The sequence below is a fragment of the Marinobacter sp. F4216 genome (genome assembly GCF_019931195.1).
Taxonomy (GTDB): domain Bacteria; phylum Pseudomonadota; class Gammaproteobacteria; order Pseudomonadales; family Oleiphilaceae; genus Marinobacter; species Marinobacter suaedae.
Genome location: NZ_JAIOUO010000006.1, coordinates 209854 through 231187, shown reverse-complemented (window position 1 = coordinate 231187; position 21334 = coordinate 209854). Strand labels below are relative to the sequence as shown.

17 protein-coding genes are annotated in these 21334 nt (G+C 60.6%); 9 read left to right on the top strand and 8 right to left on the bottom strand.

Features of this window, described 5'->3' with window-relative positions:
• Positions 1-82: 82 nt before the first annotated feature.
• The 3 genes from K8I84_RS13100 to K8I84_RS13090 are packed head-to-tail and all read left to right on the top strand — an operon-like array spanning position 83 to position 3369.
• Entirely contained in the window at positions 83-1471 is a 1389-nt protein-coding gene (locus K8I84_RS13100; RefSeq protein ID WP_223795224.1) for a CmpA/NrtA family ABC transporter substrate-binding protein, read from the top strand.
• A 24-nt stretch (positions 1472-1495) separates the two neighbouring features.
• Positions 1496-2488, top strand: a complete 993-nt coding sequence (locus K8I84_RS13095; protein ID WP_223795223.1) for an ABC transporter permease — start codon at positions 1496-1498, stop codon at positions 2486-2488.
• Between the two features lie 11 nt (positions 2489-2499).
• Positions 2500-3369 (top strand): ABC transporter ATP-binding protein, encoded by an 870-nt coding sequence (locus tag K8I84_RS13090; RefSeq protein WP_223795222.1) that lies wholly within the window; start codon positions 2500-2502, stop codon positions 3367-3369.
• Positions 3370-3375: 6 nt separating this feature from the next.
• On the opposite strand, the gene K8I84_RS13085 is transcribed toward K8I84_RS13090, so the two are convergent.
• A complete protein-coding gene (locus K8I84_RS13085; RefSeq protein WP_223795221.1) occupies positions 3376-4674 on the bottom strand; it encodes a nitrate regulatory protein in 1299 nt (432 codons plus the stop codon).
• 332 nt (positions 4675-5006) lie between these two features.
• On the opposite strand from K8I84_RS13085, the gene K8I84_RS13080 reads away from it, so the two are divergent.
• From K8I84_RS13080 to nirD, 3 genes are read left to right on the top strand one after another with little or no spacing between them, the layout of a single operon-like run.
• Positions 5007-6239, top strand: a complete 1233-nt coding sequence (locus K8I84_RS13080) for an NAD(P)/FAD-dependent oxidoreductase (protein ID WP_223795220.1) — start codon at positions 5007-5009, stop codon at positions 6237-6239.
• A gap of 30 nt (positions 6240-6269) precedes the next feature.
• Entirely contained in the window at positions 6270-8777 is a 2508-nt protein-coding gene (gene nirB, locus K8I84_RS13075; RefSeq protein ID WP_223795219.1) for a nitrite reductase large subunit NirB, read from the top strand.
• A gap of 19 nt (positions 8778-8796) precedes the next feature.
• A complete protein-coding gene (gene nirD, locus K8I84_RS13070; RefSeq protein WP_223795218.1) occupies positions 8797-9165 on the top strand; it encodes a nitrite reductase small subunit NirD in 369 nt (122 codons plus the stop codon).
• On the opposite strand, the gene K8I84_RS13065 is transcribed toward nirD, so the two are convergent.
• Both K8I84_RS13065 and K8I84_RS13060 read right to left on the bottom strand, forming a co-directional pair.
• A complete protein-coding gene (locus K8I84_RS13065) occupies positions 9155-12322 on the bottom strand; it encodes an efflux RND transporter permease subunit (RefSeq protein WP_223795217.1) in 3168 nt (1055 codons plus the stop codon). The genes nirD and K8I84_RS13065 overlap by 11 nt on opposite strands.
• On the bottom strand, positions 12322-13368 hold the full coding sequence (locus K8I84_RS13060) for an efflux RND transporter periplasmic adaptor subunit (protein ID WP_223795216.1): 1047 nt from the start codon (positions 13366-13368) through the stop codon (positions 12322-12324). Before K8I84_RS13060 ends, K8I84_RS13065 begins: the two co-directional genes overlap by 1 nt.
• Positions 13369-13600: 232 nt before the next feature.
• On the opposite strand from K8I84_RS13060, the gene K8I84_RS13055 reads away from it, so the two are divergent.
• Positions 13601-14968 (top strand): WS/DGAT/MGAT family O-acyltransferase, encoded by a 1368-nt coding sequence (locus tag K8I84_RS13055; RefSeq protein ID WP_223795215.1) that lies wholly within the window; start codon positions 13601-13603, stop codon positions 14966-14968.
• Here K8I84_RS13055 and K8I84_RS13050 read toward each other — a convergent pair whose 3' ends face one another.
• Positions 14969-15385: an NINE protein gene (locus tag K8I84_RS13050; protein WP_223795214.1), complete on the bottom strand. Its 417-nt coding sequence runs from the start codon at positions 15383-15385 to the stop codon at positions 14969-14971.
• A 93-nt stretch (positions 15386-15478) separates the two neighbouring features.
• Positions 15479-16579, bottom strand: coding sequence for a helix-turn-helix domain-containing protein (locus K8I84_RS13045; protein ID WP_223795213.1), 1101 nt, complete (start codon positions 16577-16579; stop codon positions 15479-15481).
• A 221-nt stretch (positions 16580-16800) separates the two neighbouring features.
• Here K8I84_RS13045 and K8I84_RS13040 point away from each other — a divergent pair, with 221 nt between their 5' ends.
• The gene (locus tag K8I84_RS13040) at positions 16801-17706 is read left to right on the top strand and encodes a metal-dependent hydrolase (RefSeq protein ID WP_223795212.1); all 906 of its coding nucleotides are present in this window, start codon (positions 16801-16803) and stop codon (positions 17704-17706) included.
• A gap of 50 nt (positions 17707-17756) precedes the next feature.
• On the opposite strand, the gene K8I84_RS13035 is transcribed toward K8I84_RS13040, so the two are convergent.
• The 3 genes from K8I84_RS13035 to K8I84_RS13025 all read right to left on the bottom strand — a co-directional run bounded on the left by K8I84_RS13035 (position 17757) and on the right by K8I84_RS13025 (position 20626).
• Positions 17757-18539, bottom strand: coding sequence for a class II glutamine amidotransferase (locus K8I84_RS13035; RefSeq protein WP_223795211.1), 783 nt, complete (start codon positions 18537-18539; stop codon positions 17757-17759).
• 54 nt (positions 18540-18593) lie between these two features.
• Positions 18594-19700, bottom strand: a complete 1107-nt coding sequence (locus K8I84_RS13030) for a GGDEF domain-containing protein (RefSeq protein ID WP_223795210.1) — start codon at positions 19698-19700, stop codon at positions 18594-18596.
• A gap of 110 nt (positions 19701-19810) precedes the next feature.
• On the bottom strand, positions 19811-20626 hold the full coding sequence (locus tag K8I84_RS13025; RefSeq protein WP_223795209.1) for an SDR family NAD(P)-dependent oxidoreductase: 816 nt from the start codon (positions 20624-20626) through the stop codon (positions 19811-19813).
• A gap of 248 nt (positions 20627-20874) precedes the next feature.
• Between K8I84_RS13025 and K8I84_RS13020 the strand changes: the two genes are divergently transcribed.
• Entirely contained in the window at positions 20875-21333 is a 459-nt protein-coding gene (locus K8I84_RS13020) for an NfeD family protein (RefSeq protein WP_223795208.1), read from the top strand.
• The last annotated feature ends 1 nt before the right edge of the window (position 21334 follow it).

The window sequence follows — 21334 nt, the reverse complement described above, 5'->3', positions numbered from 1 at the left end:
ATAGGCGCCTGTCTTCCGGTCCACGGAGGACAGGCGTTTTTTTTCGACAGCAGAAAAGCAGAAGGTCGAGAGGTAGGACACCATGAAGACTCACGTGACACACAGTACCGGAACACTCAAGAAATTGGCCGGCGTTGCCCTGGCCGTTTCACTGGTCGCCAGCGTTAGCCCGGTTCAGGCGGCTATCGGCGAACCGGAGAAGGCCGACCTGAAGCTCGGATTCATCAAACTGACCGACATGGCCCCCCTGGCGGTGGCCTGGGAACAGGGCTTTTTTATGGACGAAGGCCTGTTTGTCGAACTGGAAGCGCAAGCCAACTGGAAAGTGCTACTGGACCGGGTGATCACCGGTGAGCTGGACGGTGCGCACATGCTCGCCGGACAGCCACTGGGTGCCACCATTGGCTACGGCACCCAGGCCAACATCATCACCGCTTTCAGCATGGACCTGAACGGCAACGGCATCACAGTCTCTAACGATGTCTGGGAGACCATGAGCCAGCACATTGAAAAAGAGGGCGACAAGCCAGTCCACCCCATCAGCGCCAGCGCCCTCAAGCCTGTGGTTGAAGAATCCCGCGCCAACGGCGAACGTTTCCGCATGGGCATGGTGTTCCCTGTATCTACCCACAACTACGAGTTGCGCTACTGGCTGGCCGCCGGCGGCCTGAATCCGGGGTTCTACGCTCCCCAGCGCGGTGATACCAGTGGCACCCTGGAAGCCGACGTGCACCTGTCGGTGACCCCGCCCCCCCAGATGCCGGCCACCATGGAAGCCGGCACCATCGCCGGTTACTGTGTGGGCGAACCCTGGAACCAGCAAGCCGTGTTCAAGAACATTGGCGTGCCGGTGATCACCGACTACGAGATCTGGCCCAACAACCCGGAAAAGGTGTTCGGTGTCACTGAATCCTGGGCCGAGGAGTACCCCAACACCCACCTGCGCCTGCTGCGTGCCATGATTCGTGCCGCCCACTGGCTGGATGAAAACAACAACGCCAACCGGGAAGAAGCGGTTGAGATCCTGGCTCGCCCGAGCTACGTGGGTGCCGATGCCGAAGTCATTGCCAACTCCATGACCGGCACCTTCGAATACGAAAAGGGCGACGTGCGTGAAGTACCGGACTTCAACGTGTTCTTCCGCTACAACGCCACCTACCCGTACCCGTCGGATGCCATCTGGTATCTGACCCAGATGCGTCGCTGGGGCCAGATCGCCGAAGCCAAGCCGGATGACTGGTATATGGAAACGGCTGCCAAGGTGTACCGCGGAGACATCTACGCCAAGGCCGCCCAGTCGCTGATCGACGAGGGCCTGCTCAACGCCGAAGACTTCCCGAATTTCAGCGAAGAGAACTTCGAGCGCCCGTTCCAGGGCAAGCTGATCGACGGTGTGGCGTTCACACCCCGCCAGCCCAATGCCTATATCGACAGCTTTGAGATCGGCCTGAAAGGCACCGACACCCCCTGATCGGGCGTCGTCCAGGAGAACGCTATGAATACGCTAACCACTACCTCCAGCCCCGAGCAAAGCACCTGGCTGAAATCCCTGCCCAGCCGCATCAACGATGTTGAATGGGGGCAAGCCACTAAACAGCTGCTGCTGCCCATACTCGGGATTCTGATCTTCTTGGCTTTCTGGCACCTGACGGCCCCCCGGATCGACACGTCCCTCGGGGCGTTTCCGGGGCCCACCCAGGTCTGGGAGCAGGGTGGGCAGCTCTGGCAGGAGCACGTGAACCAGCGCGAACGAGCCGACAAGTTCATCACCATGCAAGAGGAGCGCAATGCCCGGATTCTGGCCAAGAATCCGGACGCCGAGGTGAGGATCCGCGACTACCCCGGTGCGCCCACCTTCATCGACCAGATTGGCACCAGTATGATCACCGTGCTGGCCGGCTTCGTGCTCGCCACCCTCATAGCGGTTCCCCTGGGCATCGTGTTCGGTCTGAACAAACACTTTCAGGCGGCGGTTAACCCACTGATTCAGGTGTTCAAGCCTGTGTCGCCCCTGGCGTGGCTGCCGCTGGTGACCATGGTGGTTTCCGCCACCTACGTCAGCGACGACCCGATGTTCGAGAAATCCTTTCTGACCTCCATGATCACCGTCACCCTGTGCAGCCTGTGGCCCACGCTGATCAATACCAGTGTTGGGGTGGCCGCGGTGAGCCCGGACCTGGTCAACGTATCCCGGGTGCTTCGGCTACCATTCCTGACCCACGTGCGCAAAGTGGTACTGCCCTCGTCCGTGCCGATGATTTTTACTGGCCTGAGGGTGTCCCTCGGGATTGCCTGGATGGTGCTGATCGCCGCGGAAATGCTGGCTCAGAGCCCGGGCCTGGGCAAGTTCGTCTGGGATGAATTTCAGAATGGCAGCAGCCAGTCCCTCAGCCGGATCATGGTGGCGGTACTGACCATCGGCTTTATCGGCTTCCTGCTGGATCGCGCCATGCAGGTGATCCAGAAGAAAGTGGCCTGGAACGAATAACGGAGAAGACCATGAGCAAAACGCATCTTGAACTGACCGGCGTCGACATGAGCTTCGACACCCCCAAGGGCGAGTTCCTGGCGCTGGACAACATCAACCTGAAGATCAAGAAGGGCGAGTTTGTTTCGCTGATCGGCCATTCCGGCTGCGGCAAGTCCACCGTGCTGAACATTGTCGCCGGCCTGCTGCAGGCCTCCAAGGGCGGCTGCGTGCTGGATGGCCACGAGGTCAACTCGCCGGGCCCCGAGCGGGCCGTGGTGTTCCAGCACCACGCCCTGATGCCCTGGCTGACGGTGTATGAGAACGTCGAACTGGCGGTGCAGCAGGTATTCCGCAAGACCATGAGCAAACAGGAACGCCGGGACTGGATCAACCACAATCTAGAGCTGGTCAATATGACCCACGCCGCCAGCAAGCGACCGGGGGAAATCTCCGGGGGCATGGCTCAGCGGGTGGGTATCGCCCGGGCCCTGGCCATGAAACCGTCCGTTCTGTTGATGGATGAGCCGTTCGGGGCGCTGGATGCCCTGACCCGGGCCCATTTGCAGGATTCACTGATGGATATTCAGAAGGACCTGAATAACACCGTGATCATGATTACCCACGATGTGGACGAGGCGGTTCTGCTGTCCGACCGCATCATCATGATGACCAACGGTCCGGCCGCCACGGTGGGAGAGGATCTTCGCATCGACCTGCCACGCCCCCGTAACCGGGTGGAACTGGCAGACGACCCAACCTACGTGCATTACCGTCAGGAAGTACTGAAATTCCTGTACGAAAAACAGCGCAAGCTGGAAACCATAGCTCCCCGTCGGGCTGCGCAGGCAGCGGAAGAAACCAGCGAAAAAACGGAGGAGGCCAAGGCCGCGCGGGCCTGAGCCGGATTACTTCAGCACATCCGCCATGGACAACAGGGCACGGGCGACATCCGTCAGCTTCTTGCCCTGATCCATGGCCAGCTTTCTCAGCAGGCGATGGGCCTCGTCGTTGTTGATTCCCCGATGATCCATCAACAGCAGCACCGCTTTTTCCTGGGTGCGACGTTCCTCCAAGGCATCCCTGGCACTCTGTAGTTCATCGTCCATCTGTTGCAGACGGCGGGTCTGCTCCTGGACGAGGTCAAACAGCGAGCGACCAAATCGCTCGCCCACGCCCTCACTGTTCCAGGCATTTCCTTGGCCAGTGTCATCACCCGAGTCAAACAACACCACCACCGGCTTGGGATCTGGAGCCTGCGCATCCAGGGACGCTATCAGGGTTTCCTGGTGGGCCAGGGAATTCCTCGCTTCGGCAAAACGCTCGACGCAACGGCTGTGAAAGCAGCCCTCCACCGCATCTTCCACCGTTTTCAGCTCGTCCATCCGCTCCGACAGGAGGGCAAACCATCGGTCTGCCAGCTCAGGGTCCATGGACTTGTAGCGCCCGGCCGAACAGCCCAGCTGCCGCAGACGTTCAATTTCTGCTTCGCGCGGATGTGCCCGGAGGTTCTGCCAGAGCGCTTTACTCTCCGCATCGGCGAAGCTGACGAACACCTCGAAACAGCGCTCCTGTGCTTCGACAAGGTGCATCATGCGCTTTGACTGTGCATTGCTGAAGGTGCCGCTGGAAAACCCGGCCGAGCCAACGGCGCGTTCCTGACCGCACAGTTCCTTGCCATTCATCAGATGAACCATCGCCACCAGAAGCCCGGCGATGGACGGATCCACGACGGTTTCGGCGGCCTCGAAGACCACCGTGATCAATTCCTGCACCAGCTTGCAATACGCCTCGGTGGCGTCCTCTACGGGCAACACCCGCTTCTCGACACGGGCACGCAACGATGGCAGTTGCTCCAGACCGTGCAGGGCGCTGGCCAGGCGGTTCAGTAACCGGCTACTGACCGGATGCGCGGTTAATTCCCGGTGAACCTCGGCCAGTGCCTGCTCGAACAGATCGCGCAGGCGATCGGACTCCTGGACCATTGCCAGGCGCTCCGCCGAAAATTTCTCACCACCGGAGCCCAGCAACACATTCGACGCCCCTCGTTCCCGCTGCAGACCGTGCACCAGATTACTGATGCTCTGCACAACCTTCCCCATCTGCAGGAAGTACTGCAGGTTCATCAACTCGCACTGGCGTGAGGCAATCAGGTAATCCGCGGCAGAGGGGGTGACCTCCCTTTGCGTCTGCTTTCTGGTACTCATGGCAAAACTCCAGTCCTTCAACTCCGAATAACAGGATTGGAGCAATTACCGGGCCACTGTACGGCCTTAAAAATGGGCATTCGCCCCAGTTCGGGGCAGTTTTCCCGCATTCGGACCGGGCCTTTACCGTCAAAACCCCTCCAACTCACTGATTTTTATAGAGGCTGAAAACTGGCATGAAGATCGCTAACTAACCCGTAAGGATGAACGCTTTGGCCATGGATTTGGCTGGATCATCAGATCATTGTTGTTGGCATTGGCGCCGGACCATTGATTCCCTGAGGGGATGAGATGCTCCGGCTTTTTTCGTTTCTGGACACAAGGATTTGGGCATGGACCGGAACAGCGAGCGCACACTCATCGTCTGCGGCCACGGCATGGTGGCGCAGCGATTTCTTGAAGAGTTAATGGCAAGTGCCAAACGGCCCTTCGAGCGTATCGTGGTGTTCAATGGCGAATCCTACGCGGCGTACAACCGGATACAGCTGCCCGCCTTGCTGAGCGGCGAAGCGCAGGAACCCAGTCTGATCCTGCAACCGGAAAACTGGTTCACCGCCCACGGAATCGAAGTTCACTACGGCGAACGGGTCACCGCCATCGATCGGCACAAGCAAACCATCATCACCAGTGCTGGCCGGTCTGAAACTTATGACACCCTGGTGCTCGCTACCGGCTCGCGCCCGGCCAGTCTCGGCATTCCGGGCGAGCAGCTTCAGGGGGTCCGTTATTTTCGGGACATCAACGACGCACGACACCTGATCGATCAACGCCGGCGTCGGCGCCGGGCCATGGTGGTCGGCGGTGGATTTCTCGGGCTGGAAGCCGCGGACGGACTGCAGCGACTGGGCCTGTCAGTAACAGTCCTGCACCGCTCCGGGCATCTGCTGAACCGGCAGGTGGATAGGACCGGCGGCCAGTTGCTGGCGGCCCAACTTGCCTCCCGTGGGCTGGACATCATGACGTCGTCGGCTCCCATACGGATTCTGGGTGACCACGATGTGCACGCGGTTCAACTCGCCGACCAGACCCTGCTCAGTACCGACCTGGTGGTGATTGCCACCGGCATTGTGCCCAACAAGGAACTGGCTCAAGACGCCGGACTGTCCTGCGGTCGGGGTATTCAGGTGAACAACCGCATGCAGACCAGCGATCCCGCCATTTATGCGCTGGGCGAATGCTGCGAAGTAGAGGGCGAAACCTTCGGCCTGGTGGAGCCCGGTTACCGGCAAGCCAGGGTGCTGGCCGGTGTCCTGGCTGCCACGGAACGCGCCCCGGCGTTTGAAAGCGCTGTGCTCGCCACCCGCCTGAAAATCAGCGGTATGCCGGTGTTTTCCTGCGGCCAGCACGCTCCGGACGACACCACTGAATCGTTGGTCTGGCAAGACCTGGGGACGGACACCTACGGCCATCTGATGATCCGCGACGAACGCCTGGTGGGGGCGGTCCTGTTGGGCGACACCCGCCAGGGCCCCTGGTACCAGGAGTTGATCAAGAAACAAACCGAAGTTACCGCCTTTCGGGCTCAACTGGCCTTCGGCAAACCGTTTTGTGAGGCGGCGGCCTGAGCCGACTGCCCAAGTAATGAGGACGACACCGTGAGTAAAAAGAACCTGATCGTTGTTGGCAATGGCATGGTCGGCCATCACTTCCTGGAACAGTTTGTTGTCAGCGACGTGGCAACGGAATATCGCATCCTCGTGTTCGGCGAGGAAAAACAGCTCGCTTACGACCGGGTGCACCTGTCCGAATACTTTGCCGGCTCCACCCACGCCGATCTCGCCATGGGCACGGCGGACTGGTACGCCAGCAACGGCATCGACCTGCATCTGAACGAACAGGTCACCGCTATTGATCGTGTCCGGAAGATCGTCACCACACCCAGGGGTGACTACTCGTATGACGAACTGGTGCTGGCCACCGGGTCCTATCCGTTTGTGCCCCCCATCGACGGCCGGGACCGGAATCACTGTTTTGTCTACCGCACCCTGAAAGATCTGGATGCCATTCGCGCCAGTGCACAGGGCGGAAAAACCGGCGTGGTTGTGGGCGGCGGACTGCTGGGTCTGGAGGCGGCGAATGCCCTGAAAAGTCTCGGTCTGGAAGCCCACGTGGTGGAATTCGCCCCGCGACTGATGCCGGTGCAGCTGGATGCCGAAGGCGGCGCGCTGCTGCGCCAGAAAATCGAAGACCTGGGCGTGTCAGTGCACACCGAAAAGGCCACCACCGCCATTGTGGAAGGCGAAGCCGCCCGGCTACGGATGACCTTCAGCGATGACACCCACCTGGAAACCGACCTGATCGTGTTCTCGGCGGGTATCCGCCCCCAGGATACCCTGGCCCGGGCCAGTGGTCTGGAGGTGGGTGAGCGGGGTGGCATCGTGGTGAACAACCAGTGCACCACTTCGGACCCACACATTCACGCCATCGGCGAATGCGCGCTCTGGAACCAGCGCATTTTCGGTCTGGTAGCGCCGGGTTACACCATGGCCCGCACGCTGGCAGCGGCCCTGAACAAGGATTCATCAGCAGCGTTCACCGGTGCCGACATGAGCACCAAGCTCAAGTTGCTGGGCGTGGACGTGGGCTCCATCGGCGATGCCCACGGGCAAACCCCGGGCGCCCGCAACATCCGCTTCAATGACGAGCAGGCCGGCTACTACCGTCGCATGGTGGTCAGCAACGATGGCAAGAAACTGCTGGGCGCCATCCTGGTGGGCGACAACAGCAAGTACGACACGCTGCTGCAGTATGCCCTTAACGGCATTGATCTGCCCGCAAACCCCGAGAGCCTGATCCTGCCAGATAGCGAAGGCGGCGCACCGGCGCTGGGCCCAGATGCACTGCCGGAAGGGGCCACCATCTGTTCCTGTCACAACGTGTCCAAGGGCGATATTTGCTCGGCCATCGACGCCGGCTGCTCGGACCTCGGCAGCGTCAAAGGCGAAACCAGGGCCAGCACCGGCTGCGGCGGCTGTACGGCACTGTTGAAAACGGTGGTGGACAGCGAACTGGCCAAGCGCGGCGTTTCGGTCAGTAAGGATCTGTGCGAGCACTTCCCCTATACCCGTCAGGAACTGTTTCATCTGGTCAGGGTGAACGGCATCCGCACCTTCGGGACCCTGATCAGCCAGCACGGCAAGGGCCATGGCTGCGATATCTGCAAGCCGGCGGTGGCGTCCATTCTCGCCTCCTGCTGGAACGAGCACATTCTGGCCACCGACCACGTGCCGCTGCAGGACACCAATGACACCTTCATGGCCAACATGCAGAAAAACGGCACCTATTCGATTGTGCCCCGGGTGCCCGGTGGCGAGATCACCCCGGACAAGCTGATCGCCCTGGGCGAAGTGGCGAAGGAGTACGATCTGTACACCAAGATCACCGGCGGCCAGCGCGTGGACCTGTTCGGGGCCACCCTGAGTGAATTGCCGGAGATCTGGGAAAAGCTCATTGCCGCCGGATTCGAGACCGGGCACGCCTACGGCAAGGCCCTGCGGACGGTGAAGTCCTGTGTCGGCAGCACCTGGTGCCGATACGGCGTTCAGGACAGTGTCGGCATGGCCATCGAACTGGAAAACCGCTACAAGGGCCTGCGGGCCCCCCACAAGGTAAAAATGGCGGTATCTGGCTGCACCCGCGAATGCGCCGAAGCCCAGAGCAAGGACTTCGGGGTGATTGCCACCGACAAGGGCTGGAACCTCTACATCTGTGGCAATGGCGGTATGCGCCCACGCCACGCTGACCTGTTCGCCACCGATCTGTCCGACGAGGAACTGATTCGCACCATTGACCGGGTGGTGATGTTCTATGTCCGCACCGCTGACCGACTGCAGCGGACCAGTGTTTGGATGGAGAACCTGGAAGGCGGCATCGACTACCTGAAACAGGTGGTTTTGAAAGACAGCCTGGGTATCTGCACCGAGCTGGACCAGCACATGGCCGACATTGTCAGCACCTACCAGTGCGAATGGAAAACCGCCGTGGAGAACCCGGAGCAACGCAAACGTTTCCGGGAGTTCGTCAATGCGACGGAGCAGAAGGATCCCGTTCAGCAGTGGACCGAAGAGCGCGGTCAGCGCCGCCCGCTGGCCGACCCGGCTTGATGGCCAAAGGAGACAAACAATGAGCAACAACACCCAGCAATGCAGCGTATGCCGGCTCCGGGATTTGATTCCCGGCTCGGGTATTGCCGTCTGGACACCCGCCGGCCCTGTCGCCATTTTCTATCTGCCAGAGCAAACGCCGTCGATGTATGGGATCAGCCATCACGATCCTTTTTCCGGCGCCAATGTGCTGGCCCGTGGCATCACCGGCGATCTCAAGGGGCATCTGGTCGTGGCGTCTCCCATCTACAAGCAGCATTTCGACCTCCGCACGGGCGTCTGTCTTGAAGATGAAAACGTCCGGATCCCCACCTATCAGGTGCATGTGGACGGCGGCGATGTGCTCGTCGACGTGCCGGCCGAAGAGGACGAGGCCGCTACCGCCTGACCGTACCCGTGACGGTGCGGTCCCGGAGCGAAAACACCAGGATCGCCAGGGCCGGCAGGAAGGTGACCGTCACAATGGCCGCCCCCATCAGCCCGAACAGGACGATGGCTCCCACGCCCCGGTACAGTTCGGTGCCTTCCCCGGGCAGGAATACCAGCGGCGACAGGCCGCAAATGGTGGTCAGGGTGGTCATGGCAATCGGGCGCAGCCGGGTGGCCACCGCATCGACCACCCCCTCGACCACATTGCCGCCCTGGTGGCGGAGGTTCTGGCGGGCCTGATCCAGTACCAGAATCGGGTTGTTCACCACGGTGCCCATCAGGATCAGGAAGCCCAGCATGGTGATCATATCGAACGGCTGGCTCAGGGGCTGAAGCCCCAGCAGCGGCAGCATACCGCCCACCAGATTCATCAGCGCCAGCCCGACGATGCCTCCGGCAACGCCGAGCGGAATGGCGGTCAGGATGAGCAGCGGGAATCCCCAGTGGGCAAAGATGGCCACCAGCACCAGGTAAACAATGGCAATGGCGATGATGAAATTACCGGTAAGGGCGTCACGGGTGGCATTGAGCTGATCGCTGGCCCCGGAGATTTCCACATCCACGCTGGCCGGCAGTGTTCCCTCTTCCCGCATGGTCTGGAGCAGCTCAGTGCGTACGCGTTCCACCCCGGTTTCCAGCGGCACCTTGCCCGGCGGGATGACATTCAGGGTAACTGTGCGCCGACCGTCCACGCGCCGGACCACACTGGTATCCACTGTTTCCTCCAGAGTCGCAATGCTGGAAAGTGGCAGGGTGGCGCCATCCGGCGTATGCACCATGACATCGGGCAGACTGGCCAGTTGCACCCCCTCGCTGGCCTGACCGTAGACATAGATGTCCACCTTGTCGTCGTCCAGAAAGAAGTCGCCGATATAGCTGCCTTCCGTCAGTGAGGCCACCGTGAAGCCGATGGCCTCGGTGTCCAGGCCCAGCTCTGCCACGCGGTCCCAGTCCGGCCGGACCTGCACCAGTGGCTGAGCCAGGGACAGGGTCGGCGGCTGGCTCTGGATACGTGGGTTGTCAAAAATGGTTTCGGCCTGGCGATAGGCCGCGTTGGCAGCCCGATAGACCGACGCCAGATCCGGGCCGGAGATATCGAGGTTGATGCTGCGGGTGCCTCCATCGTTGCTCGATATGATGGAGCCTTTCGCGGCAAACGCGCGCATGCCCGGGAACTCTTCGTAGACCCGGGTGATTTCATCCATCAGCGCCTCAATGTGGGTGGGCTCCAGGGTTTCGGCGATGATCCGCATACCGGTGGGTGACACCTGCATGTTCAGGTACGCCATGGGCGGGACTCGGGTCTCGCCTGCAGCATACGCCAGGCCATCGGCATTCACGTGGGGCAGGAAATGGTCCTCGACCTGCCGGGCAATGGCGGCCATTTCACTCAGATTGTAACCAGGCGGTGCGTTCATAAAGGCGAAGGTCTTGGGTTCTTCGCCCTCAGGCAGGTACTCTGCCGGCGGCGTCAGGGCCAAAATGACCCAGGCACTGACCAGAACGGTCACAACAATCACCAGGGTGCGGCGCAAGGATTCAGACACCAGCCACCGAACCGCCCGCAGCACCGACGTGGACCAGCCGCCTGCGGTCACATTGCCATACTGATCGGTTTCCGTGGCGCTGCGGCGAAAATCGAGCCGGGCGCACAGGGTGGGGATGATGGTGATGGCCACCAGCATGGAAGCCAGGATGGCCGCTGAAATGGCAATGGCCACATCGGAATACAGTTGCCCGGCTTCCTCTTCGATAAACAGGATCGGCAGAAACACCAGCAGCGTGGTGGCGGTCGAAGCGAACACCGCTGGCCACACCTCCTGCACACCCTTGAGCGCCGATTCGAAGCGGTCCAGCCCCAGACGCCGATGGCGCTCAATGTTCTCCAGTACCACAATGCTGTTGTCCACGGTCATGCCGATGGCAAAGGCAATGCCGGCCAGGGAGATGACGTTGATGGTCCGCCCGGTAAGCAGCAGCCCCATAAACGCGGCGATGGCGCACAGAGGAATGCCGCAGACACCGGCCAGGGTGGCCCGGCCCGAGCGCAGAAACAGATACATCACCAGGGTGGCGAAGACAGCGCCAATGCCCAGGTTGGTCCAGACATTGGCGATGGACGCCTCCACGTAGCGGGCGTCGTCCGCTGTGAGCTCCAGGATCATGCCCGCGGGTTCAAGCACTTCCTCGTTGATGGACGCCACCTCGTCCATCATCGCGTGCTTGATATCAATGACATTGGAACCGCTCTCGCGCCGGACCTGCACGCCGATCACCCCTTGGCCGTTGACGATCGCCAGCTCCCGGATGCGGGAATGGCCGGTCTGGACCCGGGCCACGTCTCTGAGCCGCACCACACTGTCGCCCTGACGGCGGATAACCAGCTGTTCCAGCTCGGAAATATCCTCAAACCGCCCGACCGTCCGCAACAGGTAGCGGCGCTTGCCCGCCTCCAGTTCCCCCCCGGAGACATCCCGGTTGCGCTGGTTGATGGCGTTACGCAGATCCACAAGGCCAAGGCCCCGCTGTGCCAGCGCCGCTTCGTCGACCAGGATCTGAATCTGCCGGTCAGCCCCCCCCCCGATCTCAACCTCGGACACCCCGGACACACTTTCCATTCGTGGCCGCACCCGGTCTTCGATGAAATCACGCATCAGCTGGATATCCAGTTCCCGGGGGTTTCCCGGCAGGGTGGACACTCTCAGATACATGAAGGAATTAGAGGAGAAGGACGCAGCGACAATCCGGGGCTCGTCCACGTTCAGAGGGTAATCAGGGACCTGGCTGAGGGCATTGTTGATCTGGATAAGGGTTTCGGTGATGTCCACTCCGAACGGAAATTCCAGTTCAATCTCCGCGCTGCCACTGAAGGCGGTAGCCATCATCCGGCTCAGGTTGGGCACGTTGCGGAGATAACGCTCCTGCTCGATCAGGATTTCCTTCTCAATGTCCTGGGGCGTCGCGCCGGGCCAGCGGGTTTCCACGGTCACCGTGCGCACTTCCAGATCCGGAATCATCTGGACCGGGATGCGAAAGGCAGCCGCAGTGCCCAGGATCGCTATGATAAGGGCAACGACAGCGACCAGCGTGCCGCGCCTGATGATGGCTGAAAACATTACCGGGCCTCTCGGGCAGCCAGCCGGACCGTGATGCCCTCCGTCAGCGACTCGTTGCCGCGCACCACCACCTGCTCGCCCCCGTCAAGACCACGGGTGATTTCCACCTTGCCCTGAAAGGCCAGACCAAGCTGGACCCGCTTTTCGCTGACGGTGTAGGTGTCATCCCCCGCAGGCGTGGCAATCCACACGGTAACGCGGCCTTCGGGGTAACGGTTGAGGGCATCCCGGGATACGGTCAGTCCGGATTCGCCGGTGCTCACCTGCAGGGTGGCCTGCACCGCCATGCCCGGCCAGACCGTCTCACCTTCCGGTGGCCGCGCCCTCAGCAGAAAGGTACGGGCCTGGGGGTCGGTCACCGGCACCCGCACAGTGATCGGCGCTTCCTTCAGTTTGCTGTGCTTTCCGACACGAGCCAGTAACCGGGAACGTTCGTCCAGGCGATGCAGGTATTCCTGGGGCACTTGAAAGTCGAGGCGCAGGTGGGTGATGTCCACCAATTGCATGATCTCACCGCCGGGTGTGATCCACTCGCCCAGGTCGACACTCCGGCTGCTGACCACCCCGTCGAACGGAGCCAATACCTGATGTCGGCGCACCATGACTTCCATCAGGTTGAATCTCGCCTGATTTCGGGCCAGGGACGCCCGTGCCGCCACGACATCGTTCTCCCGGCTGCGCACCTCGGTGGCGGCGATGTTCCGTCCGGCGCCAACAGACTGGGCTTCCTGTAACCGGCGTTCAGCCTCCGCCAACAGCGCCCGGGCCTGGCTGGCTTCCGCTCTGGCCGCCGCCAGTTCGTAAACCGCCTGCTCATCGTCCAGCTCTACCAGGACATCGCCCCGGGCCACCTGGTCGCCCGTGTCCACCGGCACCGAGTCCACCAGACCGGCGACAGCCGGGGAAATACCCGAGGCCTTCAACGGATTCACCGTGCCATTGAGCGGGATCTCATGCAGAACCGGTTCCCGGGCGACCGTTTCCAGACGCACATCGGGCGCCTGCTGCGCCCTGACCCCGGCCGACAGCCCCGTCAGCAGGATCAATACTGCGACACACCCAGCCCAGCACCTTGTCTTCACGCCATGTATGCCTGACTCTGTCGGCAAAGACTCACCTCTTGCGTATTGATTTCCCTGATTAACTGCTACGACCCTAACCTTAGTTCAGACCTGACCGGCAGAAACCGTCAATTCTGCGGACCGGTCAATGTCCGGGTGCCAAACCTTCGGCTACCATCAAAGTCATCCACACCAAGCCCAGAACAAGGATCGTCATTTGAAATCTCTCAGCCCCACCGATCAGCTGTTTCTCTGGCTCGAAAAGCGCCAGCAACCCATGCACGTGGGCGGGCTCCAGCTGTTCTCTTTTCCTGACGATGCGCCGGACGATTACGTGGCCCAGCTGGCCGGGCAGCTCCGCCAGCACACTCATGTGACAGCACCGTTCGATCGCCGCCTCGACACCCGCCTGACGCAGCCGGTGTGGGTGCACGACGACCACCTGGATCTGGAGCATCACTTCCGGTTCGAGGCACTGCCCACACCGGGACGAATACGGGAATTGCTGACCTTCATTTCGGCCGAGCATTCACACCTGATGGATCGGGAACGGCCCCTGTGGGAATTGCATCTGATCGAGGGCCTGCAGGACCGGCAGTTTGCCCTGTACATCAAGGTGCATCATTCGCTGGTCGATGGTATGTCTGCCATGCGCCTGATTCGGCGCATGTTGTCGTCCGACCCGTCCCAGCGGAACATGCCGCCCATCTGGGACCTGCCGGCTCGCTCCGGGCGGGACGATGGCCCGGAGCCAAGTCTGTGGCGTACGCTCCGACACTGGCTGGGCGAATCGGGCAAGCAGCTGGGCACCTTGCCCACCGTTGCCCGGGAGATTCTTCGCACAGTCAACGAGGCCCGCAAAAACCCCGTGTACGATTCCATCTTCCACGCGCCGCGCAGCGTCCTGAACCAGAAGATCACCGGTTCACGCCGTTTCGCCGCCCAGTCGTTCGGCATGGAGAGAATCCGTCGGATATGCCATGCCTATGGCACCACCGTAAACGATGTGGTGATGGCCATGTGCGCCACGGCGTTGCGGGTGTACCTAATGAACCGGGACGCCCTGCCGAAAAAGCCACTGGTGGCCATGGTGCCAGTGTCCCTGCGGCACGACGACAGCAGTGCCGAAGGTAATCAGGTGGGCATGATCCTGGCTTCGTTGGCAACCGACCTGAGCGAGCCGGCAGAACGGCTGATGCACATTCACCGGGAGGTTCAGGAGGCCAAGGATCGCTACGCCCAGATGTCGTCCGAGGAAATCATCAACTACACCGCGCTGATGATGGCACCGGCCGCCTTCCACCTGCTCACCGGCATGGCGCCGGACTGGCAGACCTTCAACGTGGTCATCTCCAACGTGCCCGGCCCGAAAGAGACACAGTACTGGAACGGCGCGAGACTGGAAGGCATGTACCCGGTGTCCATTGCGATGGACCGTCTGGCCCTGAACATGACGCTGACCAGCTATAACGATCAGGTCGAATTTGGCCTCATCGGTTGCCGGCGCACCCTGCCCAGCCTCCAGCGGATGCTGGATGGGCTGGAGCAGGGGCTGGAAGAGCTGGAACAGGCGGCGGGGCTGTAATCAGCCGAACCGCCGTTCCCGGTTGCGGATGGAAATCTGGTCGTTCAGGGTCCAGAAATCATAGAGCACACCAAGCAGGAACAGACCGCCGGTGAGCAGGTAGATGATGCCGCTGATCCACTTGCCCATGTACATCCTGTGCAGGCCGAAGACACCGGTGAACGTGAGCAGTAACCAGCCAATGTTGTAGTTGACTTCCCCGCTTCGGAACCGGATGTCCGCCTCCCGGTCCATGGCCGGGATCAGGAACAGATCGATGATCCAGCCGACAAACAATAGGCCCAGGGTGAAGAACCAGATGGTGCCGGTCACTGGCTTTCCATAGTAAAACCGGTGAGAACCCAGGAACCCGAAGATCCAGAGCAGGTACCCGAACAGCTTGCTGTGCGTATCCTTCACGTCCAAGTCAGTGGTCATAAAACGTCCCGATAATGATTGGTTTCAAACAGTTATATGGGTGCCCGGACGAAAATACACAAGGGCTGATGAGACGTTTTTTGCCAGCGCCGGTCAGGGACCAACGTCGGGCGCCGGATCGGTTTCCCGGAATTCGCCAGCCGACTTGCCGGTCCACTTCCGAAACGCACGGCTGAAATTGGACAGATCCGCATACCCCAGTTCATAGGCAATTTCGGTTGCTGACTTGTTGGTATAGCGCAGCAACTGAATGGCCCGGTCTTTCAGTACCGCCTCAACGATTTCCCGATAACTGGTATCGCGCTCTGCCAGCCGTCGTTTCAGGGTTCTCGAGGATACGAAAAAGCGCTCGGCGGTGGCCTCCAGCGAGGGCAAAGGCCCCGGCATCATCCGCAACATGTTTCGAATGGCCAGACTGATGTCCCCTTGCTCCTTCAGCGCCTTTTGCAGTTCCAGCTCGCACTGCTCCCGGGCCATGCGGGACGCATCCGCATCGGCCAGCCGCATCGGCACGGTCATCAATTCGAGGGGAAACACCAGCGTGTCTTCAGGCTGCCCATACTCGAAGCGCACGGGCAACTGGCGCTCAAAACGCGGGTAGTAAGGTGGCTCAAGCGCCCTCAGACGGACAATCACACCTGGCAGCTTGCCCTGTTCCATGATCAGCCCCCGCTGCCCCGCGATGCCACGGTCCAGTAGCTGTTCGGTCAGGTAAATCAGGGTCGCGCTGACGGTCTCCAACAGGAAGTCATACAGCTCCGGCAGTCCAGGCTCTGCGTGCAGATACATCCGCACCTGATTACCGGTGATGGAATAATCCATACTCAGAAAAGGGGCCCGCAACTGCAGATAACGCTGCACCGAGGCGACCGCAGCCGAGAAGGTCGGACTGGTGAGGGCCGCGAAGCCCAGCGTGCCATGAATGGTCAGGCGCAGCTGCCGTGCCAGCGCAAAGCTCAGGCCATCCGATCCCGCCAGATGGAGGGCACGCTGGGCCAGCACAATCGCATCGGTCGCGAAGACGCGGCTGTCGCTGGATTTCAGGTCATCGGGAGTAACATTCAGGCCCTGGAACATCAGCCGGTCATTGTGCCCAAGCCGGCGGACCGTCTCGGCCAGTACCTTCATGTAAACGCCGGGAACCAGCGACAACCCCGCTGTCCGTCGTTCCTGACCCGGTCCGGTTCTGGTCATGGTGGTTCCTTCCCGGTTAAGAGTACAAAGCAATGTCACCGACTCTATCAAAAGCCCTCATGGCCGACAGTGGGGCCGGCCCTGGGTCCACTCCGTCAATCCGGCCAATCGACAGGCCCCGTGTCCCAACCTGAACGGAGACCGTCCCCTAATCGCATTCCGACACTCTCTGGATTTCCACAAACTGGGGCCATGACATCCGCCCACAAGGGAGTACAGACATGCAGACGTCAGATGCCTCAGCCAAATCGGGGGCGATTCCGCGAAAAGCCTCACACACGCCAGAGACCGTGACCATCAAGCCCCAGCGTATGGGCTTTACCTTTGATGCCAGGGTGCCCCGGTACTGGGTCAACAACAATTACCTGGTCAGCCACACCATGAATGCCCTGTCCGTTCTATTCCCCCAGGGCGAACAGTTCTTTGTTGACTCTGTGCGCGCCTTCCGAAAGGACATTCAGGACGAAAAACTGAAGCGCGAGGTACGAGGCTTTATCGGTCAGGAAGCCATGCATTCCCTGGAACACGACGCTATGAATCAACACGTTGCCGAACTGGGCATGCCCGTGGAAGCCATGGAACAGGACCTGAAACAACTGCTGGATGTGGTGAGGTTGCTGCCGGAGCGCCACCAGCTGGCCATCACCTGCGCCCTGGAACACATCACTGCCATGATGGCGGACTTGCTGCTGGAGCGTGACGATGTCCGTGCAGACCTGCACGAGAGCATGCAGCCATTGTGGGTCTGGCACGCCATCGAGGAAACCGAACACAAGGCAGTGGCCTACGATGTGTTCAAACAGGCCGGCGGCACCTATACCGAACGTGCGTTTTACCTGTTACTCAGCACTGCCGTTCTGGGAGTGGTGGCAAGTTGGTTCACTGCTCGCATGATGCTCAGGGATCGCAAGCGCTTCTCGCTGACAGACTCGGCCCGGGGCCTCTGGCAGCTATGGGGCAGGAAGGGCGCGTTTTCGAGCCTGATTCCCTCGTGGCTGGATTACTTCCGCCCGGACTTCCACCCCTGGGACAAGGACAACAGCGAACGGGTCGCTGAGTTCAAGAAACAGATCGAGCAGCACATCGCGCCGGAGTACCAGGCAACCAACCGGCGAACATTGCAGTAATTCGAGCATGGCTGGCCTGTCGTAGCCGACTGGCAAGCAGGCCGGCAGCATCATGCTTCGCCAGCGTGTCCCTGCAAGACAACACCGCCCTGACGCCACAACCGCCACTCCCCGGGCTGGTAGATATCCCAGACTTCGTCGGCCGTGAGCGGTTCGGTCACGATCACACTGACCACATCATCGGGCGTGGTTTCAGACTCGAAATCGACAATCACATCGGCATCCCTGAGTCGTGCCGGCCCAAACGGTGCCCGGCGGGTGATGCAAGCCATCTTGGTGCTGCAATAGGTAAAGAGCCAGTCGCCGTTACTCAGCAACAGGTTGAAGACCCCGAGCCGGGAAAACTCGACCGACAGCTGGACCAGATGCTGCACCAGGTCCTCGGCCGGCGTTTCCCTGTTGCAGTGATCCCTCAGGTGATTGAGCATCCGGCAGAACAAGGCCTCGCTGTCGGTGGAGCCGACCGGCTCGTAAAACCCAGGCTGTGGTTTGACGTCCGAAATCTGGCCGTTGTGGGCAAACACCCAGTACTGCCCCCACAGCTCCCGGATAAAGGGATGGGTATTGGCCAGGCAGACACTGCCCACATTGGCCTGACGAATATGGCAGATGGCCACTTCACTCTTGATCGGGTGGGTCTGAACCATTTCGGCAATGCGGGAATTGGCGCTGGCGTCCACGTCGTGGAACGCCCGCACACCCTTGCCTTCATAAAACGCGACTCCCCAGCCATCCTTGTGCGGACCGGTTGCGCCGCCGCGTCGGGTCAAGCCGGTGAAACTGAAGCACAGGTCGGTGGGGGTATTGGCGCTCATGGCCAGCAATTCACACATAGGGCAGTCCGTTCGTTCAGGGATAGCTCAGAACCTGCTCCAAGGGTACCTGATTCAGGCGGCGCCGCCAGCCAATATATCCCGTGAACGGAGCAGACCCGGGGCCTCTGCCGACACCACGCAGTTGCGCCCGGCCGTCTTACCCTTGTATAGCGACCGGTCGGCCATGGAGAACAGGGTTTCCGCCGTATGGCCGTGTCTGGGCCAGTGGGCAATGCCAAAGGATGCGGTCACCCGTATCCGGTCTTCGCCGTACCGCAAGTCCCTGTCAGCAATCACCTGCCGGAGCTCATCCATCAGCTCAAAGGCATGGTCGGGCCGGACGTTACGCAGAATCAGACCAAACTCCTCGCCACCAATGCGCCCGACGAAGTCCGTGGCCCGCAGTCTTTCCTGCAATCGGCTGGCGATGTGTTTCAGGACCTTGTCGCCGGCAACATGACCGAGGGTGTCGTTAATCAGCTTGAAATGGTCGATATCCATGATCACCAGAGCAAATTCGGCGCCGCTGCGTTCACTTTCGGCCAACGTGCGGGCCAGCGTTGCCTGGAAGCTGCTGCGGCTGGGCAGGCCGGTAAGGCCGTCGGTCTGGGCCACCTCCACCAGCCGGCTCTCCGCCTCTTCCCGTCGCACTTCGTACAGGTGAACAAAGGTCAGCATCAGGCCCGCGCATAACACCATGTTCAGAAGATCGATGGCGACCTGGGGGCTGTCAACGCTTCCGAGGTAACGGTAGTAGAAATAACAGCCCAACATCATGAAGGGCATACTGAGGATCAATCCCTCATGCTTGCCCAGCAGCAAATAGGCCAGCACTGGCATCATCAGTACCCAGACGAATGCGGTCACCGAGGCATTGGGCAGGATCATGATGATCAGGAAGAAGGAGAACAGAGAGGCCAGATAGAGATAGATCCACTGCTGCAGCTGTGGTGTGGTTTTCAGCCACCAACACCCGATAAACAACACGACACTGGCCAATAGCTCTGCACCACCCACCCAGAACGCGCCCGCCAGAAACTGCATGCACGCAAACAGCACAAGGGCTGTGCCGGTTACGGTAAACAGGAGTCGTGTCAATGAACGGCGATGACTCTCCCTGAGGCCGGAGCGGCTGTGCTCCAGTGTTGCCCCCAAATCCATTTGGTTTGGCTTATCCATGCTGATCGTTTTCTTTCCCTGACGTCTCAGCAAGTATAGGTGGTTTTTCCTGTCTGCCAACAGGACAAGCACTGCCGTGTGATGGCCGGATGACTCCGGCCATCCGTTCCTTACACGTAAAGGTTCTTGCGCGAGAAACGCTCCACCAGAGGCTGGTAGGCGGCGCCCAAAAGCCGGTTGATGGCGTCGATGCCCCAGGCGTCCGGACCGACAAGGATGCGGGATTCATTGCGCAGGATACCTTTGACGATGGTGTTCGCAGCCTTTTCCGGGGTCGTGAGAGCCAGCTTGTCAAACCCCTTGCGGAGTCCTGCGGCATTCTCCGATTTGCCCATGCGCGCGGCGTTGGCGATGTTCGTCCGGATGCCCCCCGGGTGTACGCAGCTCACTTCCACCGCCTGTTCCTCCAACTTCATTTCCTGCCGCAACGCCTCGGTAAAGCCACGGACGGCGAACTTGGCTGAGTTGTAGGCGCTTTGCTTGGGCACGCCAATCAGCCCAAACACACTGGAAATGTTAACCACATGGCCATCACCGGATTCGATCAGATGCGGCAGGAAGGCACGTGTGCCGTGGGCAACCCCCCAGAAGTCGATGTCCATCACCCACTTGAAGTCTTCGTCGGTCATTTCCCGGACCGACGCCGACAGAGCGACACCGGCATTGTTGATCACCAGGTTGACCTGACCAAAATCCTTCCGTACCTGTTCAGCATGGGCGTAGATTGCATCCCGGTCTGACACATCCAGGTGGTAGCTTTTGACCTCAACATCACCGAGCGACTTCACCGTTTCCGCCAACCCGGTGTCATTGACATCGGACAACGCCAATCGGCACCCCTTGGCAGCTAGCGCCTGGGCCAGTGCCCGCCCAATTCCAGAACCCGCACCGGTTACCACAGCCACCTTGTTGTTCAGATCCTTCATAAGTGTCAGTTCTCCTCGCTGACTGAGTTGAATGCAACGCCCCGTTTATTTTGTCACGCGCGGGAAGCCGCCCTTCTTTAGTAAGGCAGATTCTTTATCAATTGGCCTCCCCCTGAACATGACTTCGCCCACAGAACTGAGAGGCACTTCGGTCACCCGAAGACTCGGCACACGGATTTGGATACAATCAGGGCCCGAAGGCCAACTTCCTGATTTGGCCCAACTCTCTGAATTACTGGACGTTACCTATGGAATGGAGCCTCACGCATTTCTGGCTGATCCTGGCCCTGGTGCTGAGCCTTGCTGAACTTACCTCCGGCGTTCTGGTGCTACTGGCACTGGGCGTTGCCGCTGCGCTGACCGCCCTGGTGGCGTTTCTGGGCGCGTCGCTCGAAGGTCAGCTGGTCGCCATGGGCATTTTCTCCGGCATCCTGGTACCGGTGGCAATCCGCTGGATACGTCCCCGCTTCTCGCCCAAGGGCGTGGCCTATGGCACGACCGGCACTGGCGTAGAACACCAGCAGCGCTATCGCACCCTGAAACGGGATTTTGATGGTGCCACCGGCATCAAGGTGAACGGGGATTTCTACCGGCTGCGCGTTAAGAGCACGGGCCAGACCGACCTGCCCGAAAGCACCGAAGTCATCTTTCAGCAGTTTGACGGCACCACCGCCGTTGTCGAAACGACCCACAACACGGAGCAGTAAA